An 11,902-nucleotide genomic window follows, 5' to 3' on the forward strand; every position below is an offset into this window, starting at 1 on the left:
CACGGCGGTCGACCCGATCGGGTCGACCGCCGCGAGAGAGGCCTGGGTCACACCTTGACGAGCATCTTGCCGAGGTTGTCGCCGCGCAGCACGCCGATGAACGCCTCCGGGGCGTTCTCGATGCCGTCCACGATCGTCTCGTCGTAGGACAGCGTGCCGTCGCGCAGCCAGCCCGAGACGTCGCGCACGAACGCCGCCCGCACGTCGTTGTGGTCGTTGACCAGGAAGCCGCGCAGGGTGAGCCGCTTGCCGATGACCAGCGCCAGGTTGCGCGGGGCGGCCGGCGGCTCGGTGGCGTTGTACTGCGCGATCATGCCGCAGATGGCCACCCGGCCGTGCAGGTTCAGGGCCGAGATCGCGGCCTCCAGGTGGTCACCGCCCACGTTGTCGAAGTAGACGTCGACGCCGTCCGGGGCGGCCGCGCGCAGCGACTCGCGGACCCCGTCGTGGTAGTCGAAGGCGACGTCGAAGCCCAGCGCCCGCAGCCGCTCGACCTTGGCCGGCGAGCCGGCACTGCCGATCACCCGGCCGGCGCCCTTGAGCTTGGCGATCTGGCCGACCAGGCTGCCCACCGCGCCGGCCGCGGCGGAGACGAAGACCGTCTCGCCGGGCTTCATCGCGGCCACCTCCAGCAGACCGGCGTACGCGGTCAACCCGGTCATGCCGAGCACGCTCAGGTACGCGCTGACCGGGGCGATGCTCGGGTCGACGGGGCGGGCCGCGGTGGCGTCGAGCAGCGCGTACTCCCGCCAGCCCAGCCCGTGCAGGACTGTGGTCCCGACGGCGATGTCCGCCGCCTCGCTGGCCACCACCTCACCGATGGCGGCACCGTCGAGCGGCGCGTCGAGCGCGAACGGCGGCACGTACGACTTGACGTCGTTCATCCGCCCACGCATGTACGGGTCGACGGACATGTACTGGTTGCGGACCACGATCTGGCCCGGTCCGGGCGTCGGAACCTCGGTCTCGACGAGCCGGAAGGTGTCTTCGGTGGGCCAGCCCTGGGGGCGGCTGGCCAGGTGGATCTCGCGGTTGCTGGTCACGGGGTGGTCGTCCTCTCGTCCGCGGATGGGTGCCTGGGGCCGCGAGGTCACGCGGACAGGGTCTCGCGGACGGTCAGGGTGACGTCGACGTTGCCACGGGTGGCGTTGGAGTACGGGCAGACCTGGTGGGCCTGCTCGACGATCTGCTCGGCGACCTCGCGGGGCGCGGCGGGCAGGTCGACGACGAGCTGCACGGTGAGCCCGAAGCCGCCGTTGCCGTTCGGGCCGATGCCCACCTCGGCGCCGACCACGGAACCGGTCACGTCGGCCTTGGCGCGTCGGGCCACCAGCCGCAGCGCGCTGTGGAAGCAGGCCGCGTAACCGGCGGCGAAGAGCTGCTCGGGGTTGGCCGCGCCACCGGCGCCGCCCATCTCCTTCGGCACGGCCAGGTCGAGCGTGAACGTGCCGTCGGAGGTCTCGACGTGGCCGTCCCGGCCGTCGCCGGTGGCGGTCGCGGACGCGGTGTAGACAACCTGCATGGTGGTCACTGCTCCTTCTGTCGGTGGATGGTGTCGGTGACCCGGGTGAGGGTGTCGCGCAGCGCGACGAGCTCGTCGAAGCCCAGCCCGGTGGCCTGCGCGATCCGCAGCGGGACGTCGCAGACCCGCTCGCGCAGCGCCCGGCCCTGCTCGGTGAGGCCCACCTCGACCCGCCGCTCGTCGCGGGCCGACCGCCGCCGCACCACCAGGCCCGCCCCCTCCAGCCGCTTGAGCAGCGGGGAGAGCGTGCCGGAGTCCAGCCGCAGCTCGGCGCCCAACTCGGACACCGTGGGGGCGTCGTCGGGACGCTCCCAGAGCACCAGCAGCGCCAGGTACTGCGGGTAGGTCAACCCGACCTCGTCGAGGATCGGCCGGTAGACGTCGGTCAGTGCGCGCGACGCGGCGTAGAGCGCGAAGCACACCTGCCGGCGCAGCACCAGGTCATCGGTCACCGCTGAACCGTAGCCCACAATTAAGTTGTGCACAACTTATCGGGCCGAGGGACGGCCCAGCAGGCCGCCCGCCGCAGCACCTCAGCGATCGCCGAGGTACGCCTCCAACTCCACCTCGACCAGGTGCTCCGGGTCCAGCAGACCCGCCACCACCACCAGGGTGGCCGCCGGCCGGACCGCGCCGAAGACCACGTTGTGCGCCCGGCCCACCTCGTCGGCGTGCAGCCGGTCCGTCACGTACATCCTGGTCCGGACCACATCGCCCGGCTCCGCACCCACCTCGGCGAGCGCGGCCAACCCGATCCGCAGCGCCTGCGCGGTCTGCGCGGCCGCGTCACCGACGTGCACCACCCGGCCGTCCACAGTCGACGTGCAACCGGCCGTCCAGGCCCGCTCACCGGCCCGGACCACCCGGGAGTACCCGTAGCGCTGCTCCCACGGGCCGCCCGACCCCAGCCGGGTCGTCGTCACGCCTCGGCCAGCGTCCGCAGCGCCTCGGCCACAGTGAAGGCACCCGCGTAGAGCGCCTTGCCGGCGATCACACCCTCCACCCCGGCCGACTCCAGGGTCGCCAGCGCCCGCAGATCGTCCAGGGTGGACACGCCACCCGAGGCGATCACCGGCCGGTCCGTACGGGCACACACCTCGCGCAGCAGATCCAGGTTCGGCCCACGCATCGTGCCGTCCTTGGTGATGTCGGTGACCACGTACCGACTCGCGCCCGCCTTGTCCAGCCGCTCCAGCACCTCGTACAGGTCACCACCGTCGCGGGTCCAACCCCGCGCCGACAGGGTGTGACCCCGCACGTCCAGCCCGATGGCCACCCGGTCGCCGTACTCCGCGACCACCCGGTCACACCAGACCGGGTCCTCCAGCGCGGCGGTCCCGATGTTCACCCGGGCCGCACCGGTGCCCAGCGCCGCACGCAGCGACTCGTCATCACGGATGCCGCCGGAAAGCTCCACCTTCACGTCCAACTGGCGCACCACCTCCGCGAGCAGGTGCGCGTTCGTGCCCCGACCGAACGCCGCGTCCAGGTCGACCAGGTGGATCCACTCCGCGCCGTCCTGCTGCCAGGCCAGCGCCGCGTCCAACGGGTCGCCGTAGATGCTCTCGCTTCCGACGGCGCCCTGCACGAGCCGGACGGCCCGGCCGTCAGCGACATCCACGGCGGGTAACAGGGTGAGGCTCAAGGTCTTCTCCTCGATCAGGTACGACGGTCCAGGGCGATCACCACGATCGCCGGCAGTACGAGCAGCAAGAGCACGATCAGCGCGATACGCAACGCCAGGTTGTCGACGAACGTCCAGATCAGCAACAACGCCGCGCCGGTGAGCAGCACGATCGCGGCCCGCTCACCCCGAGTGTGCCGGGCCAGCCGCCCGGAGCGACCCCGCCGCAGCCGCGGCGTCAAGGTGCGGACCACGGCGCGGCGGCGTTGCCGCCGGGCGACCTGGCGCTGCCGGACCGCCCGTTCCCGGGCCTGCTCCGCCTCCCGCTCCGCCCGCCGGCGGGCGCGCTCCCGGCTCACCGCGACGCCCGTCGCTCGGGCACCGCGCGACGGCGCTCAGTCACCACTGGGCAACGTGGCGAGCCAGTTGCGCAGCAGCGCGGCACCGGTGTCGGCGGACTTCTCCGGGTGGAACTGGGCCGCCGACAACGAGCCACGCTCCACCGCCGCGACGAAATCCGTGTCGTGGTGGGCGGTGGTCACCGTGGCACCGGCAGCCGCCAGGGCCGCCGGGTCGCCCATCGCGTACGAGTGGACGAAGTAGAACCGGCTCCGCTCCGTCAACCCGGCGAACAGCACCGACTCCCGCGGCGCCCGGACCGTGTTCCAGCCCATGTGCGGCAACCGGGTGGCGGCCAGCCGGGTCACCCCGCCGGGCAGCAACCCCAGCCCCTTGGTCACCACTCCATGCTCGTCACCGTGCTCGAAGAGCACCTGCATGCCCACGCAGATGCCGAGCACGGGCCGGCCGGCAGCCACCCGTTCGGCGATCACCGGGCCAGCGCCCAGCGCCTCGATCCCCGCCATGCACGCCGCGTACGCGCCGACACCCGGCACCACCAGACCATCGGCGGCAGCCGCCGCGGCCAGGTCGTCGGTCACCCGGACGTCCGCTCCGGCGGCGGCCAGCGCCCGCTCCGCCGAGCGCAGGTTGCCCGAGCCGTAGTCGAGCACCACCACGCCACTCATGTCGTCACCCCGATCACCCGTTCTCCGGCAGCAGCCGCAGCACCCCGGCGACGGTGGCGAGCACCGCGAGCGCCGCGGTGATCAGCACGGCGGCCTTCGGCGCGCCCTGCCGGTAGAGCGACCAGGTGCCGCCCACCAGCACCCCGGCCAGAATCAGCAGCAACGTCGGCAACGCGGCACCCATCAGAGCCACCTTCCAGTCGCGACTGCGGGGCTCCGCTGCGCTGCACTCCCCGCGCTCATCAGAGCGCGCCCTTCGTGCTCGGGATGGCCCCGGCCGACCGCGGGTCGATCGAGGTGGCCTCACGCAACGCGCGGGAAACCGCCTTGAACTGCGCCTCCACCACGTGGTGCGCGTCCGGGTGACCACCCGGCCGGGCCGCCCGCAGCACGTCGACGTGCAGCGTGACCCGGGCCGCCTGGCCGAAGGACTCCCAGATGTGCCGGGTCATGCTGGTCGCGTACACCGGCCCGATGTACGGGGCGAGCACCGGCTCGTCGTGCACCACGTACGGCCGACCGGAGAGGTCCACCGCGGCCCTGACCAGCACCTCGTCCATCGGCACTGTCGCCGAGCCGTACCGCCGGATGCCGGCCTTGTCGCCCAGCGCCTGGTCGAACGCCGCACCCAGGGCGAGCGCGGTGTCCTCGATCGTGTGGTGCGCGTCGATCTCCAGGTCACCCACTGTGCGCACGGTCAGGTCGAAGCCGCCGTGCCGGGCGATCTGGTGCAGCATGTGGTCGTAGAAGCCGACGCCGGTGCTGATCTCGGCGGCGCCGGTGCCGTCGAGATCGATCTCGACGAGGACCTTGGTCTCCTTGGTGATCCGTTCCACCCGGGCGGTCCGACTCATTGCGAAGTCTCCATTGCAGAAAGGAAGGCGTCGGTCTCGGCGGCGGTGCCGGCGGTCACCCGCAGCCAGCCGGGCAGGCCGACGTCACGGACCAGCACCCCCTGCGCCAGCAGGGCGTTCCAGACGATGGTCTGGTCGCCGCCCACCTCGAAGAGCACGAAGTTGGCGTCGCTGTCGGCGACCCGCAACCCCCGCTCGCGCAGCGTCGCCACGATCCGGTCCCGCTGCGCCATGATCGCGCTCACCGTACCGAGAAGGGCGTCGCGGTGGGCTACCGCCGCGCGTGCGGCGGCCTGGGTGAGCGCGGAGAGATGGTACGGCAAACGGACGAGCTGCACCGCCCGCACGACCGCCGGGTCGGCGGCCAGGTAACCCAGCCGGCCACCGGCGAAGCCGAACGCCTTGCTCATCGTCCGGGTGACCACCAGCCGTGGGTGGCCGGGCAGCACCGCGAGGGCGCTGACCGTCCCGGGTCGGGCGAACTCGGCGTACGCCTCGTCGACGACCACCATGCCGGGCGCGACGTCGAGCACCGCGGCGATCACCGCCGGGTCCAGTGCCGTGCCGGTGGGGTTGTTCGGCGAGCAGAGGAAGACCACGTCCGGCCTGTGCTCGCGGACCTGGGCGACCGCCTCCTCGGCGGTCAACCCGAAGTCGACGCCGCGCGCGGCGGGCACCCACCGGGTGCCGGTGCCGAGGGCCAGCAGCGGGTGCATCGAGTACGCCGGAACGAAGCCGAGCGCGGTGCGCCCCGGCCCGCCGAACGCCTGGAGCAGCTGCTGCTGGATCTCGTTGGAGCCGTTGGCCGCCCACACCTGCTCGACGGTGAGCCCGTGCCCGAGATATTCGGCCAGGTCGGCGCGGAGCGCCACAGCGTCCCGGTCCGGGTAGCGGTTCAGCTCGCGCAGCTCGGCCGCGAGCGCCTTGCCGATCGCCTCGACCACCGGCTCCGGCACCGGGTGGGAATTCTCGTTGGTGTTGAGCCGCACCGGCACGTCCAACTGCGGCGCCCCGTACGGCGACAGCCCCCGCAGGTCGGCCCGGATCGGCAGATCGTCCAGGCTGGTCACGCCGCCCCTCCCGGGAAACGGGCCTGGACCGCCTGGCCGTGCGCGGGCAGGTCCTCCACGTTGGCAAGGGTGACCACGTGCGGGGCCACCTCGCGCAGCGCGGCCTCGGTGTATTCGATCAGGTGCACGCCGCGCAGGAAGGACTGCACCGACAGGCCGGAGGAGTGCCGGGCGCAGCCGCCGGTGGGCAGCACGTGGTTGGAGCCGGCGCAGTAGTCGCCGAGCGACACCGGCGACCAGGCGCCCACGAAGATCGCCCCGGCGTTGCGGACCCGCAGCGCCCACTCCCGGGCGTCGACCGTCTGGATCTCCAGGTGCTCGGCCGCGTACGCGTCGACCACCCGCAGCCCCGCCTCGAGATCGTCGACCAGGACCACGCCGCTCTGCTCACCGGTCAGCGCCGTGGTGACCCGCTCGGCGTGCTTGGTCGCCGGCACCTGCCGGGCCAACTCCGCCTCGACCGCCTCGACCAACGCCACCGACGGGGTGACCAACACGCTCGCGGCGAGCGGGTCGTGCTCGGCCTGACTGATCAGGTCGGCGGCCACGTGCGCCGGGTCGGCGGTGTCGTCGGCCAGGATGGCGATCTCGGTCGGCCCGGCCTCGGCGTCGATGCCGACCACGCCGCGCAGCAGCCGCTTCGCGGCGGTCACCCAGATGTTGCCGGGGCCGGTGATCAGGTCGACGGGGTCGCACCGCAGCTCACCCGCCGGGTCCACCGCCGCGCCGTACGCCAGCATCGCCACCGCGTGGGCCCCGCCCACCGCGTACACCTCGTCGACGCCGAGCAGCGCGCACGCGGCGAGCACCCGGGGATCGGGCAGGCCGCCGTTGTCCTTCTGCGGCGGGCTGACCACCACCAGCGAGCGCACCCCGGCCGCCTGGGCGGGCACCACGTTCATCACCACAGTCGACGGGTACATCGCCAGGCCACCGGGCACGTAGAGGCCGACCCGGTCGACCGGCAGCCACCGCTCGGTGACAGTGCCGCCGGGCACCACCTTCGTGGTGTGGTCGGTGCGCCGCTGGTCGTCGTGCACCCGACGGGCCCGGGCGATGGACTCCAGCAGCGCGGCACGCACCGCCGGGTCGAGCACCCCCTCCGCCTCGGTGATCGCCTCGACCGGCACCCGCAGCACCTCCGGGGAGATGCCGTCGAACCGTTCACTGGCCTCCCGGATCGCTGGGTAGCCATGCTCACGGACCGCCTCCACCAGGGGCCGGATGCGCTCGACGGCGACGGACACGTCGAGCTGGGCACGGGGCAGCAGGCGGCGCGGGTCACCGAGACCGTCGCGCAGGTCGATCCGATTCAGCACCCTTGCGAGTCTAGGCGGCCGGCCCGACGTCCACCCGAGCCGCCCGTCCGCCGGGACGGTGAGCCGGGCCACGCCCCCGGGGGCGAGATTGGTTAGGCTCGACCATGTGACCGCACGGCTGCCGGTTTTCCCGCTCGCAACGGTGCTCTTTCCCGGGTTGGTGCTGCCGCTGCACATCTTCGAGGAGCGCTACCGGGCGCTGGTCCGGCACCTGGTCGGCCTGCCCGACGGCGCCCCGCGCGAGTTCGGCGTGGTGGCCATCCAGGCCGGCTGGGAGGTCGCGCCCGCCGGTCCCGCCGGCGCCCCGGCCGGGTCGAGCGCCGGCGAGGTGACGCTGCACGAGGTGGGTTGCACCGCCGAGCTACGCCAGGTGACCGAGTTGACCGACGGTGGTTTCGACATCGTCACTGTCGGCCGCCGCCGGTTCCGCATCGCCGACATCGACGACAGCGCCGAGCCCTACCTGACCGCCGACGTCGAGTGGCTGCCCGACCCGGGCGGCCCGGACGAGGTGGCCGATCTGCTGGCCGCCCGGGTGATCGCGGTCTTCCGGCAGTACCTCGGCCTGATCCGCTCCGACCCGGAGGAGATCTCCGAGCAGTTGCCGGAGGACCCGACAGTGCTCTCGCACCTGGTGGCGGCGACCGCGGCGCTCACCGTCGACGACCGGCAACGGCTGCTGGCCATCGACGACACCGCCTCCCGGCTCCGCGCCGAGCTGCGGTTGCTCAACCGCGAGGCGGCTCTGCTGCGTCAGGTGCGGGCGGTTCCGGTGCCGCTGTCGGAGCTGGCGTCCCCGCCGACACCCAACTGAACTCCCCCGGCTCGGGCTCCGGGCGTAAACCCGGCCACCGCGACCAACCGGCCAGCAGGGTGTACATCACCGCGGCACCGAACGCCGGCAGCAGCAGGTTGCCGTGCGGCACCGGCAGCACGCCGAGCAGCCAGTCCACTCCCCCGGCCCGCAGGTCGGCGGGTTTGCTGAAGGCCTGCCCGGCCGGGGCGGTCGCCAGCAGCCGGTCGAAGGCGGCCAGACCGATCCGCCGTCCCACCTGCCAGGCCACCGGCGCGGCGACCAGGGTGCCGAGCACCGCGGCGAGCAACCCGACCGGGCCGCGCCACCGACGCAGCACGAACCACAGGGCGAATGCCACGAGCAGCCCGAAGGCGAGCCCGAGCAGGCTGAACCAGCCGTCGGCGGCGATCGGCTGCTCCGGTTGCGGCTCGGCGTAGATCGCCCCCTCGGCGGTCTTGAGCACCGGGGTGTCCGGCGCGAGCGCGGCCCAGAGCAGCCCGAGGGGAACACCCAGCGCGGCCAGCGCGAGTACGACGCCCAGCACCGCCGCCAGGGCACGCAGCGGACGACGCGGCTCGTCGAACCGGAGCTCCAGCGAGCTCTGGTACGCCGCCGGCAGGTGGCCCGCACCGAACTCGCCCGGCGCCGTCCCGGTCGACCTGTCGACCTCCGGCTGTTGCGCGTGCGGCGTACGGGGTGGCGCGGGTTGGTCGGGCTCGTCGACGGGCCGCTCACGGTCGGGGTTGTCCGGGCTCACCCGATGATCCTCTCAGGCCCGGTGCGCGGCCGGGCTCCGGTGGCGGCAGACCAGCTCACCGGGCGAACGGCTCCACCATCATCGCCGCGGCCCGCAGCCACGCCTGCCGGGTCTCCGGTTGGAGCTGGTGGTACTCGATCGACGACCCGGTCTCCAGAGCCGGGTCGTACGGCACGACGGCCACGCCCCGGGTACGGGTGGCGAAGTGCCGCTCCAGGTCGTCCTGGAGCGTCGAGCGACCCGGGGTCGGGCAGGAGATGAGGGTGATCGCGTTGTCCGCCAACTCGCCCATGCCCTCCTCGTGCAGCAGGTCGAGCATCCAGTCCGCGCTGAACGCCGCGTCCTCCCGGGGCACTGTGGTCACCACCAGCTGGTCGGCGGCCTGCATCACAGTGCGCCAGTTGGGGCTCTCCACGTTGTTGCCGGTGTCCACGCAGACCACGTCGTGGGTGCGCCGCAGCAGTTCCAGCACCCGTCGGACGGTGAACTGGTCCAGTCGCTGGGCGAAGCGCGGGCTCTCCTCGCCGGCCAGCACGTCGTACGAGCCGTCGGAGGCGTGCCGCAGGTAGTCGTCCAGCCGGTCCAGCAGGGTCGCGCCCTCCAGGATCTCGATCTGGGCCAGGTCGCTGATCAGGTGCCGGATCGTCCGGGCGTGCCGGGCGCTGCCGGCGCGCAGGCCGAGGGTGCCGCGCAGCTCGTTGTCGTCCCAGGCCAGCACGCCCTTGCCGCGGACGCTGCCAACCGTCGCCGCGGCGAGCACTGTGGCTGTCGTCTTGTGCACCCCGCCCTTGGGGTTGGCGAAGGCGAACACCCGGGGCGTGCCCAGGTCCCGTTGGAGCACCCCGTTGGCGCGCTCCTGCTCCTGGTCGACGGCCGGTGGGCGCCATTCGATCCGGGTCGGGTAGGCACGTTCGGCGACCGCCGAGCCGACCGCCGGGGCGGGTGGTGGCGGGACGGGCGGTGTGACCGGCACGGCGACCGGCGGCGCGGGCGGTGGGGCAACCGGCGGGGGCGGAGCGGCCGGGTAGCCGGTCTCCGGCTGGTAGCCGGTCTCCAGCAGGGCGTACCGCGACTCCAACGGCGGGTCGCCCGGTCGGTAGCCGTTGTCCAGCAACGCGTAGCGCGACGGGACCGGGTCGGGGTCGCGTGCCGGCGGCTCGGGCTCGGCCCGATACGTCGGCTCGGCCCGATAACCCGGCTCGGCCCGGTAGTCGGGCTCGGCCCGGTAGTCGGGCTCGGCCCGGTAGTCGGGCTCGGCCCGATAGCCGGGCGGGGCGAGGTAGCCCGGCTCGGCACGGTAGCCGGGCTCGGCCCGATAGTCCGGCTCGGCGCGGTAGCCCGGCTCGGCCCGGTAGCCCGGCTCAGCCCGATGGTCCGGCTCGGCGCGGTAGTCCGGCTGCTCGGTCCGGTACGCGGGCTCGGCCCGATAACCCGGCTCGGCCCGATAACCCGGCTCGGTCCGATACGCGGGCTCGGCCCGGTAGTCCGGCTCGGCCCGGTAGTCCGGCTCGGCCCGGTAGGCGGGGTCCACCCGGTAGGTCGCCTCAGCCCGGTAAGCAGGCTCCGCGCCGTACGACAGGTCGGCCGGATGCCCGATGGCGGGTGCCCGCCCGGCGTAGCCGTTCGGGGCCGCACGCCGTGGCAGCGGGTCCGGCGGCGGTTCCTCGCCGCGCCGCTCCGGCTCGGTCTGCTCCGCGCCGCGACCGCCCAGCCGGGCACGGTCCAACAGCGCGCGCCACCGCGGCGCTGGTTCGGCCGGCCGGCCCCAGCCGGTCTCACTGCCCTCCACGGCCCGCCCTCCCAGCGCCATCGATCTCTGTCTGACAGGCTACGAACCCAACCCTATTCGGACCACACCTCAGAGCGCACACCAGCCGGCGCAGATCACGACGACGGCGATGGCGGCGACGGCTCGGCGAGGGTGGCGTCCGGCGAGGTGGTGACACTCGGCGCTGCCGACTCGGTGGGCTCCGGCTTCGACGGTTCGGGTGACGGAATCGTCACGACTGGTGCGGGTTCCGACGATTCGCCCACTGGGGTCGACGGCGCCGGTGCGCTGATCATCGGTGCCGGCCGCTCGGACCGGGTCGGTGCGGGGCTCGGCCCGGTGTCGGCCGGCGGACGCACCACGTCACGCTGCTCGGGCAGCGGCGGCGTGAAGACCGTCCGGTCCAGCCGGTACACCTCGGGGGCCGGGTCGACCGCCCGTACATCCGGCCGGGCCGCGACACCACGCAGCGCCACCGGCGTCGCGCGAACCACCGCCGCGTAGACGCAGGCGCAGCCGGTGCGGTACGCGGCCGCCTCGGCGGCGGCCACCTCGGCGCCGCCAACGTACTGCTCCCGCAACTCCCGCTCGCCCACCCCGTCGCCGTCGACCGCGGCGGCCCTGGCCCGATAGTCGGCAGCCTCGGTCTCCTTGCGCGCCGCCACCTGTTCCATTCCGGCGACCACGTCGTCGGGCACTCGCAGCGCGGGGATCTTGACGATCTCGGTCTGCCGGCCGGGCAGCGGAACCCGCCCGAAGACTGTCGAGACCCCGACGTCGCCGAGCACCGTCGCCAGCCGCTGCGGAGGAAGGTACGCGTCGAGCGTGACCAGCGCGTACGTCCCGCCCTCGGCGGCCGGCGGCGACGCGGGCAGCGCGGCCAGGTCGGCCGCGGCGGACCGCAGGTAGCCGGGGACGGAGTCGCCGTCGGCAACGCCGACCCGGGTCACCTCGCCGACCGTCCGGTCGCCGACCGGAGTGTCGTCGACGGCCCAGACGGCGGTGCCCAACACCGCCGCCGCGGAGAGGACCGCCGCCCAGCTGAGCACGCCGGAGCGCGCCGACCGGTCGCCCAGCCGGGCCACGGCCCGGGTCAGCGGCGGCAGCAAGCGCTGGTCCAGCTGCCGCAGCAGGTTGCCGGCGCGCACGGGCGGGATCCCCTCT

15 protein-coding genes are annotated in these 11,902 nt (G+C 73.7%); 1 reads left to right on the forward strand and 14 read right to left on the reverse strand.

Features of this window, described 5'->3' with window-relative positions:
• Positions 1-47: 47 nt before the first annotated feature.
• The 11 genes from OHB44_RS24870 to hisD all read right to left on the reverse strand — a co-directional run bounded on the left by OHB44_RS24870 (position 48) and on the right by hisD (position 7,417).
• Positions 48-1,043, reverse strand: coding sequence for an NADP-dependent oxidoreductase (locus tag OHB44_RS24870; protein WP_330438436.1), 996 nt, complete (start codon positions 1,041-1,043; stop codon positions 48-50).
• 47 nt (positions 1,044-1,090) lie between these two features.
• On the reverse strand, positions 1,091-1,522 hold the full coding sequence (locus OHB44_RS24875; RefSeq protein ID WP_330441276.1) for an organic hydroperoxide resistance protein: 432 nt from the start codon (positions 1,520-1,522) through the stop codon (positions 1,091-1,093).
• Between the two features lie 5 nt (positions 1,523-1,527).
• Entirely contained in the window at positions 1,528-1,974 is a 447-nt protein-coding gene (locus tag OHB44_RS24880; protein ID WP_091407758.1) for a MarR family winged helix-turn-helix transcriptional regulator, read from the reverse strand.
• A gap of 81 nt (positions 1,975-2,055) precedes the next feature.
• Positions 2,056-2,445, reverse strand: coding sequence for a RidA family protein (locus OHB44_RS24885; protein WP_238686009.1), 390 nt, complete (start codon positions 2,443-2,445; stop codon positions 2,056-2,058).
• Positions 2,442-3,167: a bifunctional 1-(5-phosphoribosyl)-5-((5-phosphoribosylamino)methylideneamino)imidazole-4-carboxamide isomerase/phosphoribosylanthranilate isomerase PriA gene (priA, locus tag OHB44_RS24890; protein ID WP_091407754.1), complete on the reverse strand. Its 726-nt coding sequence runs from the start codon at positions 3,165-3,167 to the stop codon at positions 2,442-2,444. Before priA ends, OHB44_RS24885 begins: the two co-directional genes overlap by 4 nt.
• A gap of 14 nt (positions 3,168-3,181) precedes the next feature.
• Positions 3,182-3,505, reverse strand: a complete 324-nt coding sequence (locus OHB44_RS24895; protein WP_238686008.1) for a hypothetical protein — start codon at positions 3,503-3,505, stop codon at positions 3,182-3,184.
• Between the two features lie 36 nt (positions 3,506-3,541).
• The gene (gene hisH / locus OHB44_RS24900) at positions 3,542-4,174 is read right to left on the reverse strand and encodes an imidazole glycerol phosphate synthase subunit HisH (RefSeq protein WP_238680159.1); all 633 of its coding nucleotides are present in this window, start codon (positions 4,172-4,174) and stop codon (positions 3,542-3,544) included.
• A gap of 13 nt (positions 4,175-4,187) precedes the next feature.
• Complete coding sequence (locus tag OHB44_RS24905) at positions 4,188-4,358, reverse strand: hypothetical protein (protein WP_167362522.1); 171 nt, start codon at positions 4,356-4,358, stop codon at positions 4,188-4,190.
• Positions 4,359-4,416: 58 nt separating this feature from the next.
• On the reverse strand, positions 4,417-5,028 hold the full coding sequence (gene hisB, locus OHB44_RS24910; protein ID WP_030334475.1) for an imidazoleglycerol-phosphate dehydratase HisB: 612 nt from the start codon (positions 5,026-5,028) through the stop codon (positions 4,417-4,419).
• The gene (locus OHB44_RS24915) at positions 5,025-6,098 is read right to left on the reverse strand and encodes a histidinol-phosphate transaminase (protein WP_238686007.1); all 1,074 of its coding nucleotides are present in this window, start codon (positions 6,096-6,098) and stop codon (positions 5,025-5,027) included. The genes hisB and OHB44_RS24915 overlap by 4 nt, the downstream gene beginning before the upstream one ends.
• Entirely contained in the window at positions 6,095-7,417 is a 1,323-nt protein-coding gene (gene hisD / locus OHB44_RS24920; protein ID WP_330438437.1) for a histidinol dehydrogenase, read from the reverse strand. The genes OHB44_RS24915 and hisD overlap by 4 nt, the downstream gene beginning before the upstream one ends.
• A 106-nt stretch (positions 7,418-7,523) precedes the next feature.
• Between hisD and OHB44_RS24925 the strand changes: the two genes are divergently transcribed.
• Positions 7,524-8,231, forward strand: a complete 708-nt coding sequence (locus OHB44_RS24925; RefSeq protein ID WP_330438438.1) for an LON peptidase substrate-binding domain-containing protein — start codon at positions 7,524-7,526, stop codon at positions 8,229-8,231.
• Here the strand turns inward: OHB44_RS24925 and OHB44_RS24930 are convergent.
• The 3 genes from OHB44_RS24930 to OHB44_RS24940 form a co-directional block, all read right to left on the reverse strand.
• Positions 8,146-8,970, reverse strand: coding sequence for a DUF2567 domain-containing protein (locus OHB44_RS24930; RefSeq protein WP_330438439.1), 825 nt, complete (start codon positions 8,968-8,970; stop codon positions 8,146-8,148). The two genes, OHB44_RS24925 and OHB44_RS24930, sit on opposite strands and share 86 nt — an antisense overlap.
• Before the next feature lie 55 nt (positions 8,971-9,025).
• Positions 9,026-10,759: a MinD/ParA family ATP-binding protein gene (locus OHB44_RS24935; protein WP_330438440.1), complete on the reverse strand. Its 1,734-nt coding sequence runs from the start codon at positions 10,757-10,759 to the stop codon at positions 9,026-9,028.
• A gap of 95 nt (positions 10,760-10,854) precedes the next feature.
• The gene (locus OHB44_RS24940; RefSeq protein WP_266304892.1) at positions 10,855-11,886 is read right to left on the reverse strand and encodes a hypothetical protein; all 1,032 of its coding nucleotides are present in this window, start codon (positions 11,884-11,886) and stop codon (positions 10,855-10,857) included.
• Positions 11,887-11,902 lie beyond the last annotated feature (16 nt).

The sequence above is a fragment of the Micromonospora sp. NBC_00821 genome, assembly GCF_036347035.1.
Lineage (GTDB): Bacteria > Actinomycetota > Actinomycetes > Mycobacteriales > Micromonosporaceae > Micromonospora > Micromonospora hortensis.